This window comes from Geodermatophilus sp. SYSU D01106 (genome assembly GCF_054049995.1).
The window spans coordinates 1-26213 of the sequence record NZ_JBJGYM010000034.1; the positions used below are offsets into that span (position 1 = coordinate 1).

26 protein-coding genes, 2 tRNA genes and 1 other RNA gene are annotated in these 26213 nt (G+C 75.8%); 18 read left to right on the forward strand and 11 right to left on the reverse strand.

All coding sequences use genetic code 11. From position 1 onward, the window contains the following. Positions 1-76: 76 nt before the first annotated feature. From ACI78R_RS22280 to ACI78R_RS22295, 4 genes are read right to left on the reverse strand one after another with little or no spacing between them, the layout of a single operon-like run. Complete coding sequence (locus ACI78R_RS22280) at positions 77-1240, reverse strand: branched-chain amino acid ABC transporter permease (protein WP_457042337.1); 1164 nt, start codon at positions 1238-1240, stop codon at positions 77-79. Between the two features lie 5 nt (positions 1241-1245). Continuing rightward, positions 1246-2130, reverse strand: a complete 885-nt coding sequence (locus ACI78R_RS22285) for a branched-chain amino acid ABC transporter permease (protein WP_073418073.1) — start codon at positions 2128-2130, stop codon at positions 1246-1248. Positions 2131-2172: 42 nt separating this feature from the next. Continuing rightward, on the reverse strand, positions 2173-2964 hold the full coding sequence (locus ACI78R_RS22290; RefSeq protein ID WP_457042326.1) for an ABC transporter ATP-binding protein: 792 nt from the start codon (positions 2962-2964) through the stop codon (positions 2173-2175). After that, positions 2957-3838, reverse strand: coding sequence for an ABC transporter ATP-binding protein (locus tag ACI78R_RS22295; protein WP_139252782.1), 882 nt, complete (start codon positions 3836-3838; stop codon positions 2957-2959). The genes ACI78R_RS22290 and ACI78R_RS22295 overlap by 8 nt, the downstream gene beginning before the upstream one ends. 175 nt (positions 3839-4013) lie before the next feature. Between ACI78R_RS22295 and ACI78R_RS22300 the strand changes: the two genes are divergently transcribed. Next, on the forward strand, positions 4014-5249 hold the full coding sequence (locus ACI78R_RS22300; protein WP_457042327.1) for a PucR family transcriptional regulator: 1236 nt from the start codon (positions 4014-4016) through the stop codon (positions 5247-5249). Between the two features lie 23 nt (positions 5250-5272). Here ACI78R_RS22300 and ACI78R_RS22305 read toward each other — a convergent pair whose 3' ends face one another. Genes ACI78R_RS22305 through ACI78R_RS22315 form a run of 3 tightly spaced genes read right to left on the reverse strand, consistent with a single transcriptional unit; the run spans position 5273 to position 6908 of the window. Next, positions 5273-5506: a DUF2630 family protein gene (locus ACI78R_RS22305; protein ID WP_457042328.1), complete on the reverse strand. Its 234-nt coding sequence runs from the start codon at positions 5504-5506 to the stop codon at positions 5273-5275. Between the two features lie 38 nt (positions 5507-5544). Continuing rightward, entirely contained in the window at positions 5545-6468 is a 924-nt protein-coding gene (locus ACI78R_RS22310) for a prephenate dehydrogenase/arogenate dehydrogenase family protein (RefSeq protein ID WP_457042329.1), read from the reverse strand. Then, complete coding sequence (locus ACI78R_RS22315) at positions 6465-6908, reverse strand: PaaI family thioesterase (protein ID WP_454552771.1); 444 nt, start codon at positions 6906-6908, stop codon at positions 6465-6467. The genes ACI78R_RS22310 and ACI78R_RS22315 overlap by 4 nt, the downstream gene beginning before the upstream one ends. Positions 6909-6948: 40 nt before the next feature. Between ACI78R_RS22315 and ACI78R_RS22320 the strand changes: the two genes are divergently transcribed. The 5 genes from ACI78R_RS22320 (at position 6949) to ACI78R_RS22340 (ending at position 9356) form a co-directional block, all read left to right on the forward strand. After that, positions 6949-7611, forward strand: a complete 663-nt coding sequence (locus ACI78R_RS22320; RefSeq protein ID WP_457042330.1) for an O-methyltransferase — start codon at positions 6949-6951, stop codon at positions 7609-7611. Then, positions 7608-8114: a tRNA adenosine deaminase-associated protein gene (locus tag ACI78R_RS22325; protein WP_073418095.1), complete on the forward strand. Its 507-nt coding sequence runs from the start codon at positions 7608-7610 to the stop codon at positions 8112-8114. Before ACI78R_RS22320 ends, ACI78R_RS22325 begins: the two co-directional genes overlap by 4 nt. Then, positions 8111-8749, forward strand: a complete 639-nt coding sequence (locus tag ACI78R_RS22330; RefSeq protein WP_457042331.1) for an HAD-IA family hydrolase — start codon at positions 8111-8113, stop codon at positions 8747-8749. The genes ACI78R_RS22325 and ACI78R_RS22330 overlap by 4 nt, the downstream gene beginning before the upstream one ends. Positions 8750-8817: 68 nt before the next feature. Beyond that, the gene (locus ACI78R_RS22335; protein ID WP_073419443.1) at positions 8818-9258 is read left to right on the forward strand and encodes a deaminase; all 441 of its coding nucleotides are present in this window, start codon (positions 8818-8820) and stop codon (positions 9256-9258) included. Between the two features lie 10 nt (positions 9259-9268). Next, positions 9269-9356: transfer RNA gene (locus ACI78R_RS22340), tRNA-Ser, on the forward strand. A gap of 73 nt (positions 9357-9429) precedes the next feature. On the opposite strand, the gene ACI78R_RS22345 is transcribed toward ACI78R_RS22340, so the two are convergent. After that, positions 9430-11166: a protein kinase domain-containing protein gene (locus ACI78R_RS22345; protein ID WP_457042332.1), complete on the reverse strand. Its 1737-nt coding sequence runs from the start codon at positions 11164-11166 to the stop codon at positions 9430-9432. Positions 11167-11209: 43 nt separating this feature from the next. Further along, positions 11210-11557 carry a hypothetical protein gene (locus ACI78R_RS22350; protein ID WP_073418101.1) on the reverse strand — a complete coding sequence of 116 codons (348 nt, stop codon included), beginning with the start codon at positions 11555-11557 and terminating at the stop codon, positions 11210-11212. Between the two features lie 140 nt (positions 11558-11697). Between ACI78R_RS22350 and ACI78R_RS22355 the strand changes: the two genes are divergently transcribed. Next, positions 11698-11782, forward strand: a tRNA-Ser gene (locus tag ACI78R_RS22355). Between the two features lie 54 nt (positions 11783-11836). Here the strand turns inward: ACI78R_RS22355 and ACI78R_RS22360 are convergent. Beyond that, complete coding sequence (locus ACI78R_RS22360; RefSeq protein WP_336030386.1) at positions 11837-12811, reverse strand: DMT family transporter; 975 nt, start codon at positions 12809-12811, stop codon at positions 11837-11839. A 190-nt stretch (positions 12812-13001) separates the two neighbouring features. Between ACI78R_RS22360 and ffs the strand changes: the two genes are divergently transcribed. From ffs to ACI78R_RS22410, 10 genes are all read left to right on the forward strand, one after another. After that, positions 13002-13097, forward strand: an RNA gene (gene ffs, locus ACI78R_RS22365) — signal recognition particle sRNA small type. Positions 13098-13215: 118 nt separating this feature from the next. After that, positions 13216-13887: a YceI family protein gene (locus ACI78R_RS22370; RefSeq protein WP_457042333.1), complete on the forward strand. Its 672-nt coding sequence runs from the start codon at positions 13216-13218 to the stop codon at positions 13885-13887. Positions 13888-13937: 50 nt separating this feature from the next. Continuing rightward, a complete protein-coding gene (locus ACI78R_RS22375) occupies positions 13938-16313 on the forward strand; it encodes a DNA polymerase III subunit gamma and tau (protein WP_457042334.1) in 2376 nt (791 codons plus the stop codon). Positions 16314-16369: 56 nt separating this feature from the next. Further along, positions 16370-16711: a YbaB/EbfC family nucleoid-associated protein gene (locus ACI78R_RS22380; protein WP_336030383.1), complete on the forward strand. Its 342-nt coding sequence runs from the start codon at positions 16370-16372 to the stop codon at positions 16709-16711. 38 nt (positions 16712-16749) lie between these two features. Further along, the gene (recR, locus tag ACI78R_RS22385) at positions 16750-17349 is read left to right on the forward strand and encodes a recombination mediator RecR (RefSeq protein WP_073418111.1); all 600 of its coding nucleotides are present in this window, start codon (positions 16750-16752) and stop codon (positions 17347-17349) included. Positions 17350-17575: 226 nt separating this feature from the next. Then, a complete protein-coding gene (locus tag ACI78R_RS22390; RefSeq protein ID WP_457042335.1) occupies positions 17576-19261 on the forward strand; it encodes an ABC transporter substrate-binding protein in 1686 nt (561 codons plus the stop codon). A gap of 138 nt (positions 19262-19399) precedes the next feature. Further along, positions 19400-20404: an ABC transporter permease gene (locus tag ACI78R_RS22395; protein ID WP_073418116.1), complete on the forward strand. Its 1005-nt coding sequence runs from the start codon at positions 19400-19402 to the stop codon at positions 20402-20404. Next, the gene (locus ACI78R_RS22400; RefSeq protein WP_073418118.1) at positions 20401-21342 is read left to right on the forward strand and encodes an ABC transporter permease; all 942 of its coding nucleotides are present in this window, start codon (positions 20401-20403) and stop codon (positions 21340-21342) included. The genes ACI78R_RS22395 and ACI78R_RS22400 overlap by 4 nt, the downstream gene beginning before the upstream one ends. Beyond that, a complete protein-coding gene (locus ACI78R_RS22405; protein WP_245794229.1) occupies positions 21339-22418 on the forward strand; it encodes an ABC transporter ATP-binding protein in 1080 nt (359 codons plus the stop codon). Before ACI78R_RS22400 ends, ACI78R_RS22405 begins: the two co-directional genes overlap by 4 nt. Continuing rightward, a complete protein-coding gene (locus tag ACI78R_RS22410; RefSeq protein WP_336030377.1) occupies positions 22415-23554 on the forward strand; it encodes an ABC transporter ATP-binding protein in 1140 nt (379 codons plus the stop codon). Before ACI78R_RS22405 ends, ACI78R_RS22410 begins: the two co-directional genes overlap by 4 nt. Before the next feature lie 3 nt (positions 23555-23557). Here ACI78R_RS22410 and ACI78R_RS22415 read toward each other — a convergent pair whose 3' ends face one another. Continuing rightward, complete coding sequence (locus tag ACI78R_RS22415) at positions 23558-23914, reverse strand: Rieske (2Fe-2S) protein (protein WP_336030376.1); 357 nt, start codon at positions 23912-23914, stop codon at positions 23558-23560. Positions 23915-24013: 99 nt separating this feature from the next. Between ACI78R_RS22415 and ACI78R_RS22420 the strand changes: the two genes are divergently transcribed. Further along, positions 24014-26095, forward strand: a complete 2082-nt coding sequence (locus ACI78R_RS22420) for a TPM domain-containing protein (protein WP_457042336.1) — start codon at positions 24014-24016, stop codon at positions 26093-26095. The last annotated feature ends 118 nt before the right edge of the window (positions 26096-26213 follow it).

Sequence of the window (26213 nt, forward strand, 5' to 3'; positions counted from 1 at the left end):
AGGGCACCCGCGTCGACGTCGCCGCGCTGGTGGGGGTGGGGGAGTCGGGGTGGCCGGCGGCCGGGAGGGCGGGCCCTCACCCCCGGGCGCGGCCGGCTGCCCGCCGGGCGCGCTGCTTCATCAGGGCCAGCCGGACCGACCCGACCAGGCCCGCGGGGGCGAAGAGCATGACCAGCACGAGGATCACGCCGTAGACGACGTAGGAGATCTCGGCGGCCTGCGCGGCGTCCATGTCCAGCGACTCCCCGGCGTCCCGGAGCAGGCGCGGCAGGAAGACCAGCAGCGCCGAGCCGATGAGCGCCCCGAGCAGGCTGCCCAGACCGCCGATGACGATGGCGGTGAGCAGCGACAGGGACAGCACGATCGTGAACGCCGTCGGGGCGGTGAGCCGGACGACGAGGGCGAGCACCGCGCCGGCGAGGCCCGCCGCGGCGGCGCTGACGACGAAGGCCACGACCCGCCAGGCGCCCAGGTTGATGCCCGACAGCTCCGCGGCGACCTCCTGGTCGCGCACCGCGCGCCAGGTGCGCCCGACCCGGCTGCGCATCAGGTTGGCCAGCAGGAAGTAGGTGACCAGCAGGCAGGCGACGCTGATGTAGGCGATCCACTTGACGCCGGAGGCGGAGTTGCCCGACAGCGTCCGGATGCCCTCGACGAACCAGTCGGGGCGGTCGGGTGTGGAGACCGTGAGCCCCTGCTCGCCGCCGAGCAGGTCGCTGAAGTGCAGCGCGAGGCCCGGCAGGCCGACGGCCAGGGCCAGGGTGGCGCCGGCGAGGTACGGGCCGTGCAGCCGGGCCGCGGCCACGCCGACGATCGCACCGACGACCGAGGTGAGCGCCACCGCGATCAGGAAGACCACGACCAGCGGCAGCGGCTCCTCGACGTCGAGCAGCAGTGCGGTGGTGTAGCCGCCGACGGCCATGAGCGCGCCGTGGCCGAGGGAGATCTGCCCGTTGAGGCCGGTGAGCAGGGTCAGCCCGCCCGCGGCGATCGCGTAGAAGGCGACGTAGCCGACCTGCGCGTTGAAGCCGAGGTCGGTCGACTCGAGCAGGAGCACCGCCCCGACCGCGCACAGCACCAGGACGAGCAGGTGGCGCAGCAGCGTGTTGCGCGGCAGGAACGAGCGCCCGCCGGTGGCCTGCGCCGAGCTGGCGTTGCTCGCCGCGGTGGCGGTGGTGGGCGCCTCGGAGGTGGCCGCCCCGGCGGCCGAGGCGGAGGCGGGGGTCTGCAGGTCGCTCATGGCGGTCACGCCCTCCGCGTCTGGGTCGTCGAGAACAGGCCGCCGGGCCGGACGAGCAGGACCACGACGAGGATGACGAGGGCGGCGAGGCCGACGAGGGTGTCGCCGAGGTAGCCGCGCACGTAGCTGAGGGCGACGCCGAGGACCAGCCCGCCGACGACGGCGCCGATCGGGGAGTCCAGGCCGCCGAGCACCGCGGCGACGAAGCCGAAGACGATCAGCGAGTCCATGAACGTCGGCGCCACGAAGGCGGTCTCGGCGGCGATCAGCATGCCGGCCAGCGAGCCGACGACGGCGGCCAGCGCCCAGCCGAGGGTGAGCATCCGGCCGACGCGGACGCCGAGCAGCCGGGCGACCTCCTGGCCGAAGGCCGAGGCGCGCATCGCGAGGCCCAGGCGGGTGAAGCGGAACAGCGCGATGAGCGCGACCATCACCAGCAGCACCGCGATGAGCGTGTAGACGGTGTTGGGGCTGAGCGACCCGAGCGTGGTGTCGCCGATCCGGAAGCCGATGTTGGAGAACGGCGGCACGAACGCGCGCTGGTTGACGCCGAAGAGCACCGAGATCAGCGCCTGGATCGCGATGAACAGACCCAGGGTGACGATGACGGCGTTGAGCTCGGGCCCGCCCTCGACCGGCCGGATGACGACGCGCTCGACGACCGCGCCGATCACCAGGCCCGACAGCAGGGCGACGACCAGGCCCACCCAGTAGGACTGGCCGGCGTCGATGAGGGCGATCGCGATGAAGGTCGTCAGGGCGGCCATGGCGCCCTGCGCGAAGTTGACGATCCGGGTGGAGCGCCAGATCAGCACCAGGGCGAGGGCGAAGGCCGCGTAGACCGACCCGGTGATCACCCCGCCGAGGGTGAGGTTGACGAACTCTTGCACGTGGGGGGCTGCCTTCCTGGCGTGCGGAGGAGCGGGGAGCGGCTAGAAGCCGAGGTAGGCGTGCCGGAGGTCCTCGTCGCCGGCGAGCCGGGCGGCGTCGTCGGTGACGACCACGCGGCCGAGGTTGAGCACCACACCGGTGTCGGCCACCGACAGCGCGCTGCGGGCGTTCTGCTCCACCAGCAGCACCGACAGGCCCTCGGTGTCGACGAGCTCGCGCAGCAGGGCGAAGATCTGCGCCACGATCCGCGGCGCGAGGCCCAGCGAGGGCTCGTCGAGCAGCAGCACCTTCGGGCGGGCCAGGAGCGCGCGGCCGATGACGAGCATCTGCCGCTCACCGCCCGAGAGCGTGTGCGCCGTCTGGCCGCGGCGCTCGGCGATGCGGGGGAACAGGTCGTAGACGCGGTCGAACTCGTCCTGGCCGACCTTGCCGCGGAACAGCGAGCCCACCCGCAGGTTCTCGTCGACGGTCAGCTCGGCGATGACGCCGCGGCCCTCGGGCACGTGCGACATGCCCTTGGTGACCATGGCCTCGACCGGCGACCGGGTCACGTCCTCCCCGTTCAGGACGACCCGCCCCGCGGTCGGGCGGACCAGGCCGCTGATGGTGCGCAGCAGCGTCGTCTTGCCGGCGCCGTTCGCGCCGAGGACGGCGGTGATCCGGCCGGACTCGGCGCGCAGCGTCACGCCGTCGAGCGCCCGGACCGGGCCGTAGGCGGCCGACAGGCCCTCGACCTCGAGGACGGCCGGGGCGGTGGCGGTCCCGCCGCCCTTCGAGAGGCCGACGCCGGCGGCCGAGGCCGCGGTGCTGCCGTGCGCGCCGGTCTCAGCCACGGTGGGTCCCCCCGTCGGTGCCCGCCAGCTCGCTGACGTCGGTGGTGTCGTCGACGGCGTCGCCGAGGTAGGCCTCGGTGACCGCCGGGTCGTTCTGGACCTGCTGCGGGGTGCCGGCGGCGATCTGGCGGCCGGAGTCGAGCACGGTGATCTGGTCGCAGACCCGCATGACGAGGTCCATGTGGTGCTCGACGAGCAGCACGCTCATCCGGCCCGACAGCAGGCGGATGAGCTCGCCGAGCTCGTGCATCTCGTCCTCGGACAGGCCGCTGGCCGGCTCGTCGAGCAGCAGCAGCTCGGGCTCGGAGACCAGCGCGCGGGCCAGCGCGACCCGCTTCTGCACCGGGTAGGGGAGGCTGCCGGGGTAGCGGGCGGCGTAGCCCTCGGCGTCGAGCTCGGTGAGCGCGCCCATCGCGCGCTCCCGCAGCCGGGCGTCGTCCTTGTCGGCGGTGGGGATCGCGAACAGCGCCGAGAAGAAGCCCGCCTTCGCGTGCTTGTGCGCACCGACCATGACGTTCTCGAGCACGGTCAGGCCCGGGAAGAGGCCCACGCCCTGCAGGGTGCGGGCGATGCCCAGCCCCGCGAGCTGGGCGGGCCGCAGGCGGCGCAGCTCCTGGCCGCGCCAGACGATCCGGCCCTCGGTGGCGCGGACCAGGCCGCAGGCCACGTTGAACATCGTCGTCTTGCCGGCGCCGTTGGGGCCGATGAGCCCGTGCACCTGCCCCGGCTCGACGGTCAGCGACACGTCGGTGAGGGCCTTCACGCCGCCGAAGGCGACGCTGATCCCGGTCATCTCGAGCCGGGCGGTGGGCGATCGGTCCTGGTGCCGGGTGCTGCTGCCTGTGGTGTCCGGCGGCTGCGCCAAGGTGCCCACGTCTCCTCTTCATCGGGGAGGAGCCGCGCTCCAGCCGACGCCGGACGGCGTCGATTGGGTCACAGCTCGGTACCCGATGACTCTGCGGTCCGGTGAGGGCCGTCACAATGGGCGCAGCGCACAGTGATGCCCCCGCCGTGTTGTGCTCTGTGCGATGGGAACCGGAGGTGATGGCGTGCACACGGCCCCCGGAGGCGTCACCGAGCGGCTGGCCGAGATGGTCCCCGCGCTGCTCGAGCAGCTCGACGCGATGACCGACCGGATGGTCGAGGTCCTCGTGGAGACCGAGCCGCCCTACCGGGAGGCGATGCAGTCGGGCGACCCCCTGCTGCGCACCACGCTGCGCCGCAACCTCGAGGTGGGCATCCGCGGGCTGCTGCCCGACGTCCCCGCGGCGTACTACGCCAGCCACGCCGAGGGCGCCCGCGCCGTCGGCCGGCTGCGCGCGGCGCAGGGCATCCCGCTGGAGGCGGTGCTGCGCGCCTACCGCCTCGGCGGGCAGATCACCTGGGAGGCGCTGGTCGCGCTGTCCCGGAACAGCGGCCGGCACGACGACGGCCTGCTGCTGGAGGTCGCGGGCTCCCTGTGGCGCACCAACGACCGCGGGTGCAGCGCCGCCGCCGAGGGCTACCGGGCCGAGGAGCGCCGCCGCGCCGGCCTCGACGTCGCCGAGCGCCGCCGGCTCGTCGACGGCCTGCTCGACGGCCGCGGCGGGGACCCGGCGTTCGTCCGGCAGGCCTCCGAGCTGCTCGCCGTCCCGCTGGGCGGGCGGCTGGCCGTCGTCGTCGCGCACCCGGCCGAGGACCGGCCCGAGGCGGCCGACCCGGCGCAGGCGCTGCTCAAGCGCGGCATCCGCTCGGCCTGGGGCACCCGGGCGCAGGCGCAGGTGGGCGTGGTGGCGCTCGGCACCCGGCGGCTGCCCGAGCTGCTGGGCTGGCTGGGGCTGCTGGCCACCGGCCCGGTCGGGGTGTCCCCGGTGGTCGAGGGGGCGGCCGCCGTCGCCGGGGCCTACCGGCTGGCCGAGACCGCGGCCCGCACGCTCCCGCCCGGGACGGCGCGCGTCGTCACCACCGACGACCGGCTGCCGGAGGCGCTGCTGTCGGACTCGCCGGAGATCGCCGAGCGGCTGGTCGGGCAGACGCTGGGCCGGCTGCTGGAGCTGCCCGAGGACGAGCGCGAGGTGCTGCTGGAGACGCTGTCGGCGTTCCTCGACGCCGACGGCTCACCGACCCGCGCCGCCGACCTCCTCTACTGCCACCGCAACACGGTCATGCACCGGCTGCGGCGGATCGAGTCGGTGACCGGCCGCAAGCCCACCGACCCGCGGGCCCGGCTGCTCTGGCAGCTCGCGCTGCTGGCCACCGGGCACCACGACGCCGGCAGTCGGCGGCCGGTCCGCGACTCGGCGTAGACCGGGCCGCGGCGCGCCGCCGGCTACTGCAGGTAGCCCTCGACCTCGGACTTCGGCCGCACCTGGGCGGTGTCGGGGTCCTCGTCGTACTGGCGCTTGGCGTCCCGCTGGCGCACGAGGTCCCAGAGCTGGTCGCGCTCCTCCTCGATCGCGCGGAGCCGGGCCCGCTGCTCCTCGGTGTGCTCGGCGCTGTCGCGGAGTTGGTGCTCCTCCTCGACCAGGGCGTCGATGCGGCTGCGGATCTCGCTGTCGTCCATGCGGCCACTCTGCCCCATCGCCGGACCGGGTGCCGGGCTCAGCCCTCCGGCACCCAGCCCTCGACGAAGGCGGCCAGCCGCCGGGTGACCGCCCCGCCGGCGCGGCCGAGCGACAGCAGGGCGGCCCGGTCGAGAGGCACGCGCACGGCCCGCCGCCTGGCTCCCGCTCCGGCCTGAGCGCTGCGCACCCCGTGCCCGGCGGAGACGAGCTCGGGCCAGGGCCGTTCCAGCTGGGCGAGCACCCGGGCCAGCGCGGCCGCGGTGGGCCCGGCGTTGCCCTCGACCATCGCGGTGACGAACGCCGGGTCGCTGCCGATCACCCGGGTGCCGTCGCGGAAGCTGCCCGCGGCCAGCGCGAGCGCCAGCGGCCCGGCCGACCCCGCCGCGGCGGCCAGGGCGGCGGCCAGCAGGTGCGGCACGTGGCTCACGGCGGCGACGGCGTCGTCGTGCTCGGCGGCGGTCACCGGCACCACCTCGGCGCCCGCGTCGAGGGCCACCTCGGCGGCGCGCAGCCAGCGCGGCAGCTCGGTGCCCGGCTCCAGGCACAGCGCCCAGCGGGCGCCGCGGAAGAGCTCCGGGTCGGTGGCCGCGTGGCCCGAGCGCTCGTTGCCGGCCATCGGGTGCCCGCCGACGAACCGGCCGCCCAGCGCCGCGCCCACCGACCCGAGCACCGGCACCTTCACCGAGCCGAGGTCGGTGACCGTGGCGGCGGGGTCGACGTCGAGGCCGTCGAGGGCGGCGGCCATCGCGGGCAGCGGCACCGCCAGCACGACGACGCCGCCGAGCTCGCGGGTGACCCGCACGCCCCGGGCGGCGGCGGCCTCCCGGGCGGCGGGGTCGACGTCCCACCCGCGCACGTCGCGGCCGGCCGCCACCAGCGCCGCGGCGAGCGACCCGCCGAGCTGGCCGAGCCCGACGACGCCCACCGGCGGGGCCTCCATGGTGGGCACCGGCAGGCTCACTCGGCGTCCTCCCAGCTGCGGTCGGTGCGGAACACCCGCGCCAGGGCGGTGGCCACCGGCCGGCCGTCCTCCCCGCGCGCCTCGATCCGGTACACGGCGGTGCGCCGGCTGCGGTAGAGCTCGCTGCCCTCGGCGACCAGCCGCTCGCCGGGCCGGCCGGGGGCGAGGAACTCGGTGTGCACGTCCTGGGCCACCGCCACGACGCCGTGGCTGTTGCTCACCACCGCGTGGACGACGTCGAGCAGCGCCATGGTGGCGCCGCCGTGCGCGGTGCCGACGGCGTTGAGCAGCCGCGGGCCGACGGTCATCGCCGCGCGGGCGTACCCGGGCCGGACCTCCTCGAGCGCGATGCCCAGCAGCTCGGCGAGCGGGTCGGCGGCGAGCCGCGCGGCCAGGGCGGGGGCGACCTGGGCGGGGTCGTCCGGGGCGGGATCGGCCATGATCAGAGGCTATGGCCTCCGCGCTCCCGGTCCGCGCCGCATGACGCCGCGGTCGTTCCTGCTCACCCCGGAGCTCGCCGAGCACGTGCGGGCGAGCTCCGAGCCGCTCGACGACGTGGCCGCCGACCTGGTCGCCGAGACCGCGGCGCTGGCCGACCGCGGCGAGGCGCCGGCGACCTTCCAGATCGCCGTCGAGCAGGGCGTGCTCATGCAGCTGCTCACCCGCGCGCTCGGCGTGCGGCGGGCGGTCGAGATCGGCACGTTCACCGGCTTCTCCGCGCTGTGCATCGCCCGCGGGATGCCCGAGGACGGCTCGCTGGTCTGCCTCGACCGCAACGAGGAGTGGACGGCGGTCGCGCGGCGGTACTGGGAGCGGGCGGGCGTCGCCGACCGGATCGAGCTGCGGCTGGGCGAGGCGCTGGAGGAGCTGCGCGCGCTGCCGGCCGACCCGGTGCTCGACCTCGCCTTCGTCGACGCCGACAAGACCGGCTACCCGGCCTACGTCGAGGAGCTGTACCCGCGGATGCGGCCCGACGGGCTGGTCCTGCTGGACAACACGCTGCGCGGCGGGCGGGTGCTCGACCCGCGGACCGACGACGACCGCGCCGTCTTGGCGCTCAACGCCGCGCTGGCCCGCGACCCGCGCTGGGAGACCGTGCTGCTGCCGCTCGCCGACGGCCTGACCGTGCTGCGCAAGCGGTGAGCGGACCGGTGGCGGGGCAGGAGGGCGCCAGCTGGGCCGTGCGGGTCGACCGCCCGGGCGGGCGCTGGCGGGTGGAGCTGCTGGCCGACGACGCCGGCGACGAGCTGCCGGTGCTCGAGCGCGCGCTCGGCGAGCCGGGCGCGGGCGCGTGGCCGCCGCCGTTCGTGGTCGTCGTCGACTCGCGGCTGTACTTCGTCGTCCTGCGGCACGGCCCCGGCGGCATGGTCCGCGCGCTGATCTCCGACGCGACGATGCAGGAGTGGGTGCTCGGCGCCGAGGTGGTCGAGCGGTACGGCATCGGCGTCGACGAGGACGGCGCCTTCGACGACGACGAGACCGGCTGGCCCGGAGGTGACCTGGACGTGTTCGCCGACGACGGCCTGCCCGCCGACGAGCTGCGGCCGATCGTGACCGCCGACGACCTGTGGGCCGACGAGATGGTCGCCAGGGTCGCCGCCCGCCTCGGCTTCGCCGACGAGCTGGCCGCGGCGGTGGGCCGGTGAGCGTCGCCGCGGTGGTGTTCGACCTCGGCGGGGTCATCACCGAGAGCCCGATGCTCGCCTTCGCCGCCTACGAGGCCGAGGCCGGCCTGCCCGAGGGACTCATCCGCCGGCTCAACAGCACCGACCCCGACACGAACGCCTGGGCCCGGTACGAGCGCAACGAGCTCGACGTCGAGGGGTTCGTCGACACCTTCGAGGCCGAGGCGCTGGCCGCCGGGCACCGGGTCGACGCCCGCCGGGTGCTCGCCGCGCTGCACGGCGAAATCCGGCCGGAGATGGTCGCCGCGGTGCGCCGGCTGCGGGCGGCCGGCCTGCCGCTGGCGATGCTGTCGAACAACGTGGCGCCCATGGAGCGCACGGGCCCGCTGGCGGAGCTGCTGGGCCTGTTCGACGCCGTCGTCGAGTCCTCGGTGGAGGGCGTGCGCAAGCCCGAGCCGGAGATCTACCGGCGGGCGCTAACGCGGCTGAACGAGGCGGTCGGCCGCGACCTCGACTTCGCCGACTGCGCCTACCTCGACGACCTGGGCATCAACCTCAAGCCGGCGCGGGCGCTGGGCATGCACACCGTCAAGGTCGCCGACCCGCGGGGAGCGCTGGACGAGCTGTCGGCGCTGGTCGGCTTCCCACTACCGTGACCACCGCCGGGACCCCGGGCGGGAGCGCTTCCGGGGCCGGTCCGGGGCCGGACGCCGTCGACGCCGCCATGGCCCGCGCGCTGGAGCTCGCCGCCGCAGCGCAGGAGTGGGGCGACACCCCGATCGGGGCCGTCGTCCTCGGGCCCGACGGCGCCGTGCTCGCCGAGGCCGCCAACGAGCGGGAGAAGCAGGGCGACCCGACGGCGCACGCGGAGGTGCTCGCCCTGCGCGCCGCTGCGCGGGTGCACGGCGACGGGTGGCGGCTGACCGGCGCCACGCTCGTGGTCACCCTCGAGCCCTGCACCATGTGCGCCGGCGCGAGCGTCCTGGCCCGGGTGGCGCACGTCGTCTACGGCGCCGACGACCCCAAGGCCGGCGCCGCCGGGTCGCTCTGGGACGTCGTCCGCGACCGCCGGCTCAACCACCGCCCGCAGGTCACCGGCGGGGTCCGGGCCGAGGAGAGCGCGACACTCCTACGCGCGTTCTTCCGCCGGAAGAGGGGCCTGTAGTCTGTCCGACGGTGGCGTGTCCGAGCGGCCGAAGGAGCACGCCTCGAAAGCGTGTGAGGTGCAAGCCTCCGTGGGTTCAAATCCCACCGCCACCGCCAGCAGGAACCGACGGCGGCGCCCCGCGCAGGGGCGCCGCCGTCGTCGTCTGCGCGGTCGGGCGGCGGCGCCGGGTCAGGCGACGACGTCGAGGTCGATGAGCAGCCGGCCGTCGTCGGCCCGCACGAAGGTCACCGCGTGCGTCTCCACCAGCCGGTCGCCGGGCGCGAGGAACTCGACGTCCGTCGTCGCGGTGATGACGTCCCCCCGGTCGACGACGTCGCGGACGTCCAGCAGGTTGATGTCCGACCAGCGGCTGAAGAAGTCCTCGTAGTAGCCGTAGCTCGCCCGCGACTGCAGCGTCGGCCCGGTGAGCTCGTAGGCGGCGGCGGTGTCGCCGGGCAGCAGCGTGTAGTACTGCTCGAGCGTGTCGCGCGCCTCGGCGGCCGGGTCGTCCGCCGGCGGGGGCTCGGCCGACGACGTCGGGGGCTCCGCGTCCCCCGTCGGGGACGGCTCCTCCGACGTCGGCTCCTCCGCGCCGGTGCCGGGCGCCTGCCCGCCGTCCGTGCCGCCGTCCGTGCCGTCGCCCGTCTCCGGTGCGTCCGTGGTCGGCTGGGTCGCCTCCGAGGACGACGACGGGTCCGCGGCGCCGGCCTGCGGGTCGCCGTCGCCGCGCACCGCCAGCCAGGTGCCGAGCGCGACGGCGGCCACCACGAGCGCGGCCAGCAGCGCCACGACCAGCGGGCGGCGGCGCCGCGGGCGGGCGCCCACCAGCGGCGGGGCGGGCGGCTCGCGGTCCGGGGCCTGCGTCCCCGTCGGCGGCCCGGACTCGGGCGGCTGCCTCTGGGGCTGCGTCAGGGTCGGCGGCGAGGTGGCGGTCGGCGGGTCGACGGCGGCGGGGGAGGGCACGACCGGCGTCGGCGGCCCGGGGTCGGGAGCGGCCTCGGGGACGGGGGTCGTCGCCGTCCGGGCGCGGTCGGGCGCGGGGCCGAGGGCGGTGCGGGCGAGCAGCACGGTGGTCGGGTCGCCGTCGCGGCCGGCGGCCAGGCGGGCCAGCTCGTCGCGCATCTCGGTCATCGACGGCCGGCGCGCGGGGTCGGCGTCGAGCATCCGCATCAGCGGCCGCTCCAGCGACCCGGCCCGCCGCGGCGGGCGGAACTCGCCGGCGGCCACGCGGTGCAGCAGGCGCAGCGCGTTGTCGTCCATCCCGAACGGCGGCTCGCCCTCCAGGCAGGTGTAGAGGGTGGCGCCGAGGGAGAACACGTCGCTGGCCGGCGTCATGTCGGTGCCGCGGGCCACCTCGGGCGCCAGGAAGGCCGGCGTCCCGGTGATCTGGCCGGTCTGGGTGAGGGTGACGTCGCCGCTGGCGTGCGCGATGCCGAAGTCGGTGATCTTCACCAGGCCCTCGACCCGCCCGCCGCGGCCCACCAGCACGTTCCCCGGCTTGACGTCGCGGTGCACGATCCCCGCCTCGTGCACCGCCACCAGCGCGTCGGCCAGCTGGGCGCCCACCTGGGCCACCTGGTCGGGGCGCAGCACGCCGTCCTCGTGCAGCACCACGGCCAGGCTGCGCGAGGGCAGGTACTCCATGACCAGCCACGGGACGCCGTCCTCGAGGGCGACGTCGAACACCGAGACCGCGTGCGGGTGGGAGAGCCGCGCGGCGATGCGGCCCTCGCGCATCGCCCGCTCGCGCTGCTGGCCGGCGAGGTCCGGGTCGACGCCGGCGGGCAGGAGCACCTGCTTGACGGCGACCTCGCGCCCGAGCAGCTCGTCGCGGCCGAGCCAGACCGCGCCCATGCCTCCGCCGGCGATGCGCGACACCAGGCGGTAGCGGCCGGCCACGAGGCGGCCCGGGACGGTCGTGGTCACCGGCCGTCCCTACCCAGCGCGGCCGCGCGCGGCACCGGGGGCGTCAGACGGTGCTGGGGACGCCGAAGCGGCGGGCGTACTCCTCCTGCGCCCCCTCGGGCAGCACGTCGTAGAGCCCGCCGAGCTCCTCGACGGCGTCGGGGGCGAGGTCGTCGAACAGCCGCTCCCACGTCGGCGGCTCGTCGTAGCTGCGGGTCAGCAGCAGCTCCCAGGCCTGGGTCTGCCGGTCGCGCTTGCTGCGCTCGGCGGCGAACTCCGACAGGTAGCGGTCCTTCGCGGCGGCCTTCTCCTCCGCGGTGGCCGACGGCGGGAGGCCCGCCGGGTCGGCGCCGCGCAGCACGGCCACGATCTCGTCCACGACCTCCGGTCGGACCTGGCCCGGCTCGCTCATCGTCCTGCTCCCGTCCCTCGCGTGCGTCCCCCCGACCCCGCAAGCCTGCCTGGTGCGCCCGCGCCGGACCACCCGGGGCGGCGTGCCGCGGGGCGGCGGCTGACCGCCGCCGGGCGTGCCGGTACGATCGACGGGCACCGGGAGGATTCGCCTAGTGGCCTATGGCGCTCGCTTGGAAAGCGGGTTGGGGGCAACCCCTCGGGAGTTCGAATCTCCCATCCTCCGCACCACGACGGGCCCCGGCAGTGCGCCGGGGCCCGTCGCCGTTCCCGGGGCCGCTCAGGCGCCGGGAGCCGCCACGCGCTCCGCCCGCCGGCCGAGCTCCCGCAGGTAGAGCCCGGCGACGGCGGCCAGCAGCAGCGCCCCGCCCGCCACCGCGGCCGGCTCGAGCCGCTCGCCGAGGAACGCCGTGGCCAGCGCGGTCGCCGTCAGCGGCTCCAGCAGCGTGACGATCGAGGCCACCGCGCCCGGGACGGTGCGCACCCCGGTGAAGAACAGCCCGTAGGCCAGCGCGCTCGGCACCAGGCCCAGGTACAGCAGCACCGCCAGCGCCGTGCCGTCGTCGGGCACCGACACCCCCTGCGCCAGCACGACCGGGGTGAGCAGCAGCGCGCCGCCGGCGAACCCGACGAGGGTCACCGGCACCCCGGCCGGCACGCCGCCGCCGGCCACGGTGACGACGGCGTAGCCGAGCGCCGAGCCGGTGGCCACGAGGGCGCCGAGCAGGACCGCCGTCCCGCTGTCCGCGCCAGCCGAGACGCCCACGAGCAGGGTCAGCCCCACGAGGGCGACGCCGAGCGCGACGAGCGTGGCCCGCTGCGGCCGGCCGTGCCCGAGCAGCGCGCCGCCGACGGCGACGAGCAGCGGCGCGAGACCGAGGGCGACCAGCGTGGCGATGCTCACCCCGGCCCGCTCGACCGCGGTGAAGTAGGCCAGCTGGTAGCCGGCCAGCCCCGCGGCGATGAGCCCGAGGCGGACGGCGACGGGACGGGGAACGCGCACCGCGGGGCCGCGGCGGCGGGACGTGGCGGCCCACGCCGCCAGCAGCGCGAGCGCGCCGATGGCGAGGCGGTACCAGGCGATGTCGAGGGCGGAGAGGTCGCTGCGGTCGGCGACGACGCGGCCGCTGATCCCCGACGTGCCCCAGCAGAGGGCGGCGAGCACGACGAACCCGAAGCCGCGTGCAGAGGACGAGGTGTGGGGGCGGGACCCGGGGGACCCGCGGCTCGAGCCGCGGGGGGAGGGGGTGGACATGACGCTCCTGGGCGCTGGTTCCGGACGGGACGGGCGGGTCCGGAGCACGGCGCGAGCGCGGCCGGCGAGGTCGCGGCCGCGCGGGTCAGCCCGCGGTGCTCCGGGTCAGGAGCGCGGCGGGGGCAGGACGAGGGCGCGCCGGGGCGTCATGGGGCGGGAGCCTAGCGAGCGGCGTCCTCTACAGTGGTGCGCAGACCCCTCGTGTGGCGTCACCCTGTGAACCTCCCCAGGGCCGGAAGGCAGCAAGGATAAGCGGGCTCTGGCGGGTGCGCGGGGGGTCCCTTTCTTCCCCGGTCCTCTCCCGGGCGACCGTCCCGGGCACTCCGGCGGGCCGCGGCGCGTCTCACAGCTGGCTGCCAGCTCGGTCGGCCAGCATCCTCGGAGCCCGAGGAGAGGAGCTCGCCATGGACCGTCGCCGTCGCACCTGGTGGATCGTCGGAGGGGTCGTCGCCCTCCTGGCGCTCGGCCTCGGCGTGGGCCCGCTGCTCTACGCCGCCACGCAGGAGGACGCCGCCGCGGCGCCCACCGTGCAGGCACAGCCCTCCGACGTCGAGCTCGCCCCCGACACCGACGGCACCTGGACCGTCTCGCCGGGCTCCTCGGCCGGCTACCGCGTCGACGAGGTGCTCAACGGCGCCGACGTCACCGTCGCCGGCACCACCGACCAGGTCACCGGCGACGTCGTCGTCCAGGACGGTGACCTCAGCACCGCCCAGGTCACCGTGGACGTGGCGAGCGTGCGCACCGACAGCAACCAGCGCGACGGGTACTTCCGCGACAACGTCATGGACGTCGGCACGCACCCCACGGCGACCTTCGCCGTCCGCGGGCCGGTCGACCTGCCCGAGCTGTCCGGCACCCCGGTGACCGTCCCGGTCACCGGCGACCTCACGCTCCGCGGCACGACCCGGCAGGTGCAGGCCGAGCTGTCGGTCGTGCGCACCGCCGAGGGCGTCGAGGTCTCCGGGGTGGTCCCGGTCGTCTTCGGCGACTTCGGCATCACCCCGCCGAACCTGGGCTTCGTCCGGGTCGAGGACCGCGGCCAGGTGGAGTTCCTGCTCAAGCTCACGATGTGAGACACGGCCGGTGCTCCCGGCTCGTCGGTCCCGGCACGTAACCTCGCCGCGTGGCTCTGGCGCTCTACCGGAAGTACCGCCCGGCGACCTTCGCCGAGGTGGTCGGCCAGGAGCACGTGACCACCCCGCTGGTCAACGCCGTCGACGGCGGGCGGATCAACCACGCCTACCTGTTCAGCGGCCCGCGCGGCTGCGGCAAGACGTCGTCGGCGCGCATCCTCGCCCGCTCGCTCAACTGCGAGCAGGGCCCGACGTCGACGCCGTGCGGCATGTGCGCCTCCTGCGTCGCGCTGGCCCCCGACGGCCCCGGCTCGCTCGACGTCATCGAGATCGACGCGGCCAGCCACGGTGGTGTCGACGACGCCCGTGACCTGCGGGAGCGCGCGTTCTTCGCGCCGGTGAACAGCCGCTACAAGGTCTACATCGTCGACGAGGCGCACATGGTCACCACGCAGGGCTTCAACGCCCTGCTCAAGGTGGTCGAGGAGCCGCCGGAGTTCCTCGTCTTCGTCTTCGCCACCACCGAGCCGGACAAGGTGCTGCCCACCATCCGCTCGCGCACGCACCACTACCCGTTCCGGCTGGTCCCGCCGACGACGCTGCGCGGCCTGCTGGAGAAGACCTGCGCCGCCGAGGGCGTGCAGGTCGAGCCCACGGTGTTCCCGCTGGTGGTGCGGGCCGGCGGCGGCTCGGTGCGCGACTCGCTGTCGATCCTCGACCAGCTGCTCGCCGGCGCGGGTTCCGAGGGCGTCACCTACGCGAGCGCCGTGAGCCTGCTCGGCGTCACCGACGACGCGCTGCTCGACGAGGCCATCGACGCGCTGGCCGCGCAGGACGCGCCCGGCGTCTTCCGCGCCGTCGACCGGGTGGTCGAGGCCGGCCACGACCCGCGCCGCTTCGCCACCGACCTGCTCGACCGGCTGCGCGACCTCATCGTCCTCGACGCGGTGCCCGAGGCCGGGGGGAACGGCCTGCTCGACTGCCCGCCCGACCGGCTCGACCTGATGGTGTCCCAGGCCCGGGCGCTGGGGTCGGCCACGCTCTCGCGCCTGGCCGACACCGTGCACGCCGGGCTGAGCGAGATGCGCGGCACCACCGCGCCGCGGCTGCTGCTCGAGCTGGTGTGTGCCCGGATGCTGCTGCCGGCCACCGACGGCTCGGCCGCCGCCACCCTGCAGCGCCTCGAGCGGCTCGAGCGCCGGCTGTCCATCACCGGCGGCGAGGCGGTCACCGACGCGCCCGTGCGCGACGTCCCGGTGCGCGAGGCTCCGGTCCGGGAGGCGCCGGTCCGCGAGGCGCCGCGGCCCGTCCCGGCCCGCGAGGAGCCGGCGCCCGCCCCGGAGGAGCGCTCCGGGCCGCCGCGCAAGGAGTACGTCCGCCCCTCCCAGCGCGCCGCCGCCCCGCAGGCCCCCGCTCCCACACCCGCCGCCGCCCCGGCACCGCCGCCCGCCTCGGCACCGGCGCCCGCGCCCGCGCCCGCGTCGTCGTCCCCCGCGTCCGGCGGGGACGACTGGCCGGAGACCGCCCGGCCGGGCTCCGGCGCCCGCCCGGCGCCGGCACCCGCAGCGGCCGCGGCCGGCGACGACTGGCCGGAGACCACGCAGCCCGGCAGCGGCGCCCCCGCCGCCTCCGCCCCGAAGGCCGCGCCCGCCCCGGAGCGGGCGGCCCCGGCGTCGCCCCCGCCGGCCGGGCCGCGGCAGGGCGTGCGGGTGGCCACGGGCGAGCCCGACATCCCGCTGCCGCCCGAGCCCACCGACGACGAGGACTGGCCGCACACGCCGCAGCCCGCCGCGGCCCGCGCGGCCGCCGCCCGGGTGGCCGAGCCGCGCCCGCCGGCCTCGCCCCCGCGGGCGGCCGCCGAGTCCACGCCCGCCCCGCGCGGCGGCGAGCCGACCCCGGTCGTCACCGCCAACGCACCCGGCGCGCCCGACGGGGGAGGCGACGGCGACCTGGCCACCTCCGACGTCCGGCGGGTCTGGCCGGAGCTGCTCGCCGTCGTCAAGCGGCACAAGCGCACCACCGAGGCGCTGCTCAAGAACGCGCAGGTGCACGAGCTGCGGGCCGGCGTGCTCACGCTGTCCACGTCCTCGCCGGCGCTGGCCCGGCGGATCGGTGACGACCTCAACAAGGACGTGCTGCGCGAGGCGCTCAACGAGCTGCTGGGCGTGCGCTGGAAGATCGAGGCCGTCGTCGAGGGGGCCGCGGGCCGCTCGCCCGCGGCCGGCGGCGGCGCCGAGGGCTCGCGCGAGGCGGCCCAGGAGGCCGCGCGCGTCGCGGAGGCCGCCGAGGCCCGCGAGCTCATGGCCCAGCGGGCCGCGGAGGACGAGACCGCCGGCGCCCGCGAGCACGTGCCGGCCGTCGACCCCGAGCAGGCGGCGCTGGCGCTGCTGCGCGCGCAGCTGGGGGCGCAGCCGCTGGAGAGCTGACCGGCCGGCCGGGCCGTCGTCCGCCGGATGTCGCCCCCGCGGCCTACGCTCGGGTCATGTTCCCCGGTGGTGGCCAGCCCGACCTGTCCGCGATCCTGCAGCAGGCCCAGCAGATGCAGCAGGCGCTGGCCGCCGCGCAGGACCAGCTGGCCAAGGAGGAGGTCACCGGCTCGGCCGGCGGCGGCCTCGTCACCGCCACGATGACCGGTGACGGCGAGCTGCGGTCGGTCACCATCGCGCCGTCGGCGGTCGACCCCGACGACGTCGAGACCCTGCAGGACCTCGTCGTCGCGGCGGTCCGCGACGCCTCGCGGCTGGCCTCCGAGCTGACCGCCGACCGCATGGGCCCGCTGGCCGGCGGCCTCGGTGGCGGCTTCCCCGGGCTGCCCGGCGCCTGACGGCATCGCGCCCCACCACCTCTTCCCCTAGGAGCACCGTGTACGAGGGGGCCGTCCAGGACCTCATCGACGAGCTCGGCCGCCTGCCCGGCGTCGGGCCCAAGAGCGCCCAGCGCATCGCTTTCCACCTGCTGGCCGCCGAGTCCGCCGACGTCGGCCGGCTCGTCGCCGCCCTGCAGCGCGTGCAGGCCGAGGTGCGCTTCTGCGTGACCTGCTACAACGTCGCCGAGGGCGAGCAGTGCCGGATCTGCAAGGACCCGCGCCGCTCCGACGACGTCATCTGCGTCGTCGAGGAGCCCAAGGACGTCGTCGCCATCGAGCGCACCCGCGAGTTCCGCGGGCGCTACCACGTGCTCGGCGGCGCGATCAGCCCCATCGAGGGCGTCGGCCCCGACGACCTGCGGGTCAAGGAGCTCATGACCCGCCTGATGGACGGCACGGTCACCGAGCTGATCATCGCCACCGACCCCAACCTCGAGGGCGAGGCCACCGCGGCGTACCTGGCCCGCCTGGTCGGCCCGCTGGGGCTTGCGGTCTCGCGGCTGGCCAGCGGCCTGCCCGTCGGCGGCGACCTCGAGTACGCCGACGAGATCACCCTCGGCCGGGCCTTCGAGGGCCGCCGCCGCATCGACGCCTAGCACGACCTGGCACGGCCGCGGCGCGGGCCCGCGGCCCGGCGCCGGCAAGGTCACAGGATGGTGTCGATGGGGCCGCTCGGCTCTGGCGCCCGCCTCCTCGCGACCTAGGGTCCGTGAGCACGCCGTCCGGACGTCTTGCGTCCACCGGCGGTCCACCTCGGATCTCATCCGGCCCGGAGCGGGCCGAGAAGGCAGGTCTCCTGCGATGCAGCGTCGACCCCAACGTGTGCTGGCCGCCTCCGCGGCCGCGCTGACCGCCGTCACCCTCGCCGCCTGCGCGTCCAGTGACCGCGACTCCGGCGAGGGCGGGGAGGGCGGGGAGGCCCAGTCCGGCGGCACGCTCGTCTTCGGGGCGGCCGGCGACCCGGCGATGCTCGACCCGGCCTTCGGCAGCGACGGCGAGACCTTCCGGGTCGCCCGTCAGATCCACGAGGGCCTGCTGGGCAACGAGCTCGGCGGCACCGAGCCGGTCCCCGAGCTGGCCGAGGACTACGAGGTGAGCGAGGACGGCCTCGAGTACACCTTCAACCTCCGCCAGGGCGTGACGTTCCACGACGGCACGGACTTCAACGCCGAGGCGGTCTGCTTCAACTTCGACCGCTGGTACAACTTCGAGGGCCTGGCCACCAGCCCCAGCGCCTCGTACTACTACCAGGCGGTCTTCGGCGGCTTCGCCAGCACGCCGGACACCCCGAGCATCTACGAGTCCTGCGAGGCCACCGACGAGAGCACCGCGGTGGTCCGGCTGACGCAGGTCACCTCGAAGTTCCCGTCCGCGCTCGCGCTCCCGGCGTTCTCCATCCAGAGCCCCGAGGCGCTGCAGCAGTACGACGCCGACAACCTGTCGGGCAGCGAGGACGCGCTCAGCTACTCCGAGTACGCCCTGGAGCACCCGACCGGCACCGGTCCCTTCCGCTTCGAGAGCTGGGACCGCGGCAACGGCGAGGTCACCCTCGTCCGCAACGAGGACTACTGGGGCGACGCCCCGCTCCTCGACGAGATCATCTTCCGCACCATCCCCGACGGGAACACCCGCCGTCAGGAGCTGCAGTCCGGCGCCATCGACGGCTACGACTTCGTCGCGCCGGCGGACTACCAGTCCCTGGAGGACGACGGCTTCCAGGTGCTCGTCCGCGACCCGTTCAACATCCTGTACCTGGGCTTCAACGGCGGGAACGTGCCCGGCACGCAGGCCAACCCGGCGCTGCAGAACCCGCAGGTGCGGCAGGCGATCGCCCACGCGATCGACCGCGAGACGATCGTCAACTCGCTGCTCCCCGAGGGCGCCGAGGCGGCCACGCAGTTCATGCCGCCGACGGTCGACGGCTGGGCCGACGACGTCACCACGTACGACTACGACCCCGACCGCGCCCGCCAGCTGCTGCAGGAGGCCGGCGCCGAGGGGACGACGCTGCGGTTCTACTACCCGACCGAGGTCAGCCGGCCCTACCTGCCGGACCCGGCCGCGATGTTCCAGGTCATCAGCCAGAACCTGACCGACGCCGGCTTCACCATCGAGCCGGTGGCCCTGCCGTGGAACCCGGACTACCTGAACGCCGTCCAGGCCGGTCAGGCGGACATCCACCTGCTCGGGTGGACCGGTGACTACAACGACGCCTACAACTTCATCGGCACGTTCTTCGCCGAGGCGTCCAACGGCCAGGCGTCCGCGGAGTTCGGGGCGTTCAGCAACCCGGAGATCTTCGCCGCCCTCGCCGAGGCCGACGCCGAGCCTGACGCGAGTGCCCGCACCGAGCAGTACCAGGAGGCCAACCGGCTGATCATGGACTACCTGCCCGGTGTCCCGATCTCGCACTCGCCGCCGGCGCTCGTGGTGGCGGACAACGTGGAGGGCCTCGAGCCCAGCCCGCTGACCGCCGAGGTGTTCTCGACGGTGTCGATCACCGACTGACCCACCCCTCCGGCCGCGCCGGGACAGGACCTGTCCCGGCGCGGCCGGACCCGTGTCCGTGCCCTGTCGACCCCGATGATCGACACCCGACGTCGACCCGGGACGTCGACCCGGAACCCGGAGAGGTGACCCGACCGCGTGCTCCGCTTCGTCGTCCGGCGGCTCCTGCAGCTGATCCCGATCCTGCTGGGGCTGTCGGTCCTGCTCTTCGCCTGGCTGCGCGCCCTGCCCGGCGGCCCGGCCCAGGCCGCGCTCGGTGAGCGCGCCACCCCCGAGGCCATCGCCCGGTACAACGAGCTCTTCGGGCTCGACCAGCCGCTCTACGTCCAGTACCTGCGCTTCCTCGGCCGGGCCGTGCAGCTGGACTTCGGCAACTCCGCCCGGACCGGCCGGCCGGTCACCGAGGAGTTCCTCGAGCGGATGCCCGGCACGATCGAGCTGACCCTCTTCGCGATGGTCTTCGCCATCGGCGTCGGCATCCCGCTGGGCTACCTCGCCGCCCGCCGGCACGGCAGCTGGCTGGACTCGACGTCGGTGGTCGGGTCGCTGCTCGGCGTCGCCACCCCCGTCTTCTTCCTGGCCTACCTGCTGCGCCTGCTGTTCGCCGTCGAGCTGGGCTGGCTGCCCGGCTCCGGCCGGCAGGAGGTGCGCATCGACGCCACCCGCATCACGAACTTCTACGTCCTCGACGGCCTGCTGACCCGCGAGTGGGACGCCGCCTGGGACGCCTTCCTCCACCTCGTGCTGCCCGGTATCGCGCTCGGCACCATCCCGCTGGCGATCATCGTCCGGATCACCCGTGCCTCGGTGCTCGACGTCGTCAACGAGGACTACGTCCGGACGGCGAACGCCAAGGGCCTCGCGACGGCGACCGTGCGGCGGCGGCACGTCATCCGCAACGCCCTGCTGCCGGTGTCGACGACGATCGGCCTGCAGACCGGACTGCTGCTGTCCGGCGCGGTGCTCACCGAGACCGTCTTCGCGTTCGGCGGGGTGGGCTCGGCGATATTCGACGCGATCTTCGCCCGGGACTTCGCCGTCCTGCAGGGCTTCATCCTCATGCTGGCGGTGGTGTACGTGCTGGTGAACCTGCTGGTCGACATCTCGTACGGCCTCCTCGACCCGCGGGTGAGGGTCCGATGAGCGCCGTCGGTGACGTCCGGCGGCGGCGGATCGACGAGCTGGCCGCCCGCGCCGGGCAGGTGCCCGAGGGCGAGGGCGGCGTCTCGCTCACCCGCAGCGCCTTCCGCCGGCTGCGGCGCAACCCGGTGGCGATCCTCGGCGCGGTCATCGTCGTGGTCTTCCTGGTGGTGGCGGCCTTCGCGCCGCTGCTGGCCCCGCGCGACCCGCTGGCGCAGACGCTGCTGTCGGAGATCCGGCCCGGCTTCATCCCGGGCTCCCAGCCGGGCTTCCCGCTCGGGGTGGACGAGCTCGGCCGCGACCTGCTGTCCCGGCTGATCGTCGGGTCGCGGCAGTCGCTGCTCATCGGCGTGGTGTCCACGCTGCTCGGCGTCGTCGTCGGCATGGCGCTCGGCGTCCTCGCCGGCGCGTTCGGCGGGTGGGTCGACACCGTGGTGATGCGGTTCGTCGACATCATCCTGTCGATCCCCAGCCTGCTGATGGCGATCAGCATCTCGGTGCTGCTCGGGCAGAACCAGTGGTCGCTGATGATCGCCATCGCGGTCACCCAGGTGCCGGTCTTCGCCCGGCTGCTGCGCGGCTCGATGCTCGCCCAGCGTGGCAGCGACTACGTCCTGGCCGCGCAGGCGCTGGGCATCCGGCGACGGCGCATCGTGTTCGGCCACGTGCTGCCCAACTCGCTGTCGCCGGTGATCGTGCAGGCCACGCTGTCGCTGGCGACGGCGATCATCGAGGCCGCGGCGCTGTCGTTCCTCGGCCTCGGCGACCCCGACCTCGCCCGGCCGGAGTGGGGCGCGATGCTGTCCAACGCCCAGGACTTCCTGTCCGTCCGGCCGGAGCTGGCCATCTACCCAGCCGTCTGCATCATCGTCGTCGCGCTCGGCTTCACCCTGCTCGGTGAGGCGCTGCGCGAGGCCCTCGACCCGAAGTTCCGGAGGTGAGCCCGCTGACCATCGAGGAACTGCCCCCGAGGGACGCCGGCCAGGACGGGCGGCCCGTCCTCGAGGTCGAGGACCTGTCGGTCACCTTCACGCGCCGGGGCGAGCAGCCCACCCGCGCCGTCGACGGGGTCAGCTTCAGCGTGGCGCCGGGGGAGACCGTCGGCCTGGTCGGCGAGTCCGGCTGCGGCAAGTCGGTCACCTCGCTGGCGATCATGGGGCTGCTGCCCCGCCGCGGGGTCGAGGTCGGCGGCTCGGTGCGCCTGCACGGCCAGGAGCTCATCGGCGCCCCGGACCGCGAGCTGCGGGGGCTCCGCGGCGCCGACATGGCCATGGTCTTCCAGGACCCGCTGTCCTCGCTGAACCCGACGGTGCCCATCGGCGTCCAGGTCACCGAGGTCCTGCTCGAGCACCGCGAGATGTCGAAGAAGGACGCCGTCGCCGAGGCCACCCGGCTGCTCGACCGCGTCGGCATCCCCGACCCCTCGCGCCGGCTCAAGGAGTACCCGCACCAGCTCTCCGGCGGCATGCGGCAGCGGGCGCTCATCGCGATGGCGCTGGCCTGCTCGCCGCGGCTGCTCATCGCCGACGAGCCGACGACCGCCCTCGACGTGACGATCCAGGCGCAGATCCTGGAGCTGCTGCGCGAGCTCGTCGTCGACACGGGGACGGCGCTGGTGATGATCACCCACGACCTCGGCGTCGTCGCCGGGCTGTGCGACCGGGTGCACGTCATGTACAGCGGCCGGATCATCGAGTCCGCCGACCGGCACGACCTGTTCGCCCGGCCGCGCCAGCCCTACACCGGCGGGCTGCTGGCGTCGGTGCCCCGGCTCGACGGCGCCCGCGGCGCGCCGCTGCACCCGATCCGCGGCTCCGCCCGCGACGTCATCCCGTGGGCGGAGGGCTGTGCCTTCGCGCCCCGCTGCGACAACGCCCAGGACGACTGCCTCACCGAGGTGGCCGGCAGCACCGTGCCGCTGGAGTACGACGGCCCGGGCCGCGAGCTGCGCTGCCGCCACCCCCTCGAGTACCCGCGGACCCCGGCCGGGGCCACCGCGTCCGGAGCCGCCCGATGACCGCCGTCCCGTCCGCCGAGCCGCTGCTGCGGGTCGAGGGCCTGCAGGTGCACTTCCCGATCAAGCGCGGCGTGTTCGTCGACCGGACGGTGGGCCACGTGCGCGCCGTCGACGGCGTCGACCTGGCCATCGACCGCGGCACCACCTACGGGCTCGTGGGGGAGTCCGGCTGCGGCAAGTCCACCCTCGGCCGCGCCGTGCTGCGGCTGGTCGAGCCCACCGGCGGGCGGGTCGTCTTCGACGGCACCGACGTGTCGACGCTGTCCGGCGAGCCGCTGCGGACCCTGCGCCGGCGCATGCAGATGGTCTTCCAGGACCCGCTGGGCAGCCTCGACCCGCGGCAGAACGTCGAGTCGCTGCTGTCCGAGCCGCTGCTCGCCCACGGGATGGGCGGGGGCCGGCAGGGCGTGGCCGCACGCATCCGGACGCTGCTCGACGCCGTCGGCCTCCCGTCGGCGGCCCTGCGCCGCTACCCGCACGAGTTCTCCGGCGGGCAGCGGCAGCGCATCGGGATCGCCCGCGCCATCTCGCTGGAGCCCGACCTGCTCATCGCCGACGAGCCGGTGTCCGCCCTCGACGTCAGCGTCCAGGCGCAGGTGGTCAACCTGCTCGAGGAGCTGCAGGAGCGCCTGGGCCTCACCTACCTGGTCATCGCGCACGACCTCGCGGTGGTCCGGCACATCAGCGACGTCGTCGGGGTCATGTACCTCGGGTCGCTGGTGGAGCAGGCGCCCTCCGACGTCCTCTACGAGCAGCCGCTGCACCCCTACAGCCGGGCGCTGATGAGCGCCGTCCCGGTGCCCGACCCGGTGGTCGAGGCCGACCGCGAGCGGATCCTGCTCGCCGGCGACCTCCCGTCGCCGGCGAACCCGCCGAGCGGCTGCCGGTTCCACACCCGCTGCCCGTGGCGGCAGGAGACGCGCTGCGACGACGAGGTGCCGGTGCTGCGCGAGCTCGGGCCCGGGCACCTGGTCAGCTGCCACTGGGCCGAGGAGATCCGCGACGGGCTGCTCGCCCCGCGCTCGGCCGAGGAGGTCGCCGCCACGCAGGGCGTCTCGGTCCGCCCGACGGGCGCCGACAACCCGGAGAGCGACGCGCTCGTGCAGGGCCTGGACGCCCCGATCGAGCGCACCTGAGGGTCACTCCACGACGACGTCGTCCCCGCGGCGCAGCGCCTTCTTCACCTTCAGCTTGAGCACCTGGGCGTAGCCGCGGACGAGCTGCGTGTAGCCCGGCGTGGGCCCGTGGTAGCCGAGGAGGCCGCGCGGGCCCTCGACCATGGCGCCGCTGCGGACGTCGTACCTCGCCTGGTGCCAGGGGCAGACGAGGCAGCCGTTCTCGTCGAGGCTCCCCTTCGACAGGTCGGCGAGCTGGTGCCGGCAGCGCCGCGACACGGCGAAGTACTCCCCGTCGCGGTTGCCGACGGCCCACTTCCCGGCCCGGCCCACCGTCCCCGGGGGCAGCTGGGCGGCGGGGATGCGGTCGGGGTCGCTCACGGGGGTCCTCCTGGGGTGCCGGTGCTGGGTCGAGAGCCCCCTACCCGGTCGTGCCCGTCCTACCCGGCCGGGTCGCGGCCGCCGACCTAGGGTCGGTCCGTGCGCCGACTGATGGGGGTCCTCGCCGTCGCGGCGGTCCTGCTGCTGGCCGGGAGCGGGCCGGCGCTGGCCGAGCAGCCGTTCGAGGTGCCCGACGAGGTGACCGACCTCGTCGGGGCGCTCGACCCCGGCGCCCTGTCCCGGGTGCAGCAGGCCGTCGACGACCGGCAGGCCGAGGACGGCACGCAGGCCTTCGTCGTCTACGTGTCCTCCTTCGACGGGCTCGCCTCCGGTGAGTGGGCGGCGCGGACCGCACAGTTCTCCGGGCTCGGCCGCACCGACGTGCTGCTCGCCGTCGCGGTCGACGACCGGCAGTACGGCTACTGGGTGGACGACGCCTTCCCGCAGTCGACCGCCGACCTCGATACCTTCCTCGCGCAGGACGTCGAGCCCGAGCTGTCCGCGGGCGACTGGGGCGCGGCCGCGGTGGCCTTCGCCGACGGGATCGGCGCCGGGGCGGCCGCGGGGACCGGCTCCGGGAGCGGGGACGGCTCCGGCGGCGGGTCGGGTGCCGCCACCCTGGCGGTGGTCGGCGGCATCGCCGTCGTCGGGGGCGGCGCCTACCTGGTCTCCCGGTCGCGCCGGCGCCGTGCGGCCGGGCAGCCGCCGGCGTCCACCCGCATCGAGCGCCCCGACCCGTACGCGGGCGTGCCCACCGAGGAGCTGCAGGGCCGGGCCAGCGCCGCCCTGCTCGACCTCGACGAGGCGGTGAAGACCTCGCAGCTCGACCTCGACTTCGCCCGGCTGCAGTACGGCGAGGCCGCCGTCGCGGGGTTCACCGAGGCGCTGGCGCAGTCGCGGCAGGAGCTGACCCGGGCGTTCACGCTGCGCCAGCAGCTCGACGACGAGGTGCCCGAGGACGAGCCGACCCAGCGCCGCGTGCTCACCGAGATGCTGCAGCTGACCGGCGCCGCCGACGCGCGCCTCGACGAGCAGGCGGAGGCCTTCGGGCAGCTGCGCGACCTCGAGCGCAACGCCCCGCAGGTGCTCGACGGCCTCGGCCCGCGGATCACCGCGCTGCACGGCCGGCTGCCGCAGGACGAGGAGCGGATGGCGCGGCTGCAGCGCCGGTACGCGGCCTCGGCGCTCGCGCCGGTGGCGGGCAACCTCGAGCAGGCGCGGTCGGCCCTGGCCGCCGCCGAGCACGAGGCCGGCGAGGCGCGCGCGGCGCTCGCCGACGGCCGGTCCGGGGAGGCGGTGGGCGACCTGCGCGCCGCCGAGGACGCGGTGGCGCAGGTGGGCACGCTGCTCGACGCCGTCGCCCGGCTCGAGCGCGACCTCGAGGACGCCGCCGCGCGGCTGCCCGCCGTGCGCGCGGAGACCGAGCAGGACCTCGCCGAGGCCCGCACGCTGGTCGCCTCCACGCCCGACGCCGGTGGGCTGCGGCCGCAGGTGGCCCGCGCCGAGGCGGGGCTGGCCGCCGCCGACGAGGCGCTGCGTGGGGACGGCGGCCTGCCCGACCCGCTCACCGCGCTGCGCCGGCTGGAGGAGGCCGACCTCGCGCTCGAGCAGGCGCTGTCGGTGGCCCGCGACGCGCAGACCCGCGCCCGCCGCGCCGCCGCCGCGCTGGACCAGACGCTGCTGCGCGCCCGCTCGTCGGTGGCGGCGGCGTCCGACTTCGTCGCCACCCGCCGCGGCGCGGTCGGGCCGGAGGCGCGCACCCGGCTGGCGGAGGCGCAGCGGCACCTCGACGCGGCGGTCGGGACGGGGCCGCGCGACCCCGAGGGAGCGCTGCGCGAGGCCCAGTTGGCCGACCAGCTCGCCCAGCAGGCGCTGCAGTACGCGCAGTCCGACGTCGCCACCTGGTCCTCCGGCTACGGCGGGGGCGGGTACGGCGGTGGCTACGGCGGCGGGTACGGACGAGGCGGGTACGGACCGGGCTACGGCGGCGGCCGCGGCGGCGTCGACCTGGGCAGCCTCGTGCTCGGCGGCATCCTCGCCGGCGGCATGCGCGGCGGCTACGGGGGCTTCGGCGGCAGCGGCGGGCTGGGCGGCGGTCTGGGTGGCGGTGGCGGCCGGCCGCGGGGCGGCGGCTTCGGCGGCTCGGGGAGCCGGGGCCGCTCGGGCGGCGGCCGCTTCTGACGCCCCGCGGCACGATCAGGCCGCCTGATCGTGCTGGGTCCCGGGGGGCCGCCGGCGGGGCGGGGGGGGCCCCGGCGGGGGGGGCGGAGGGACGGGGGTGAGTCGGGACCCGTGGACA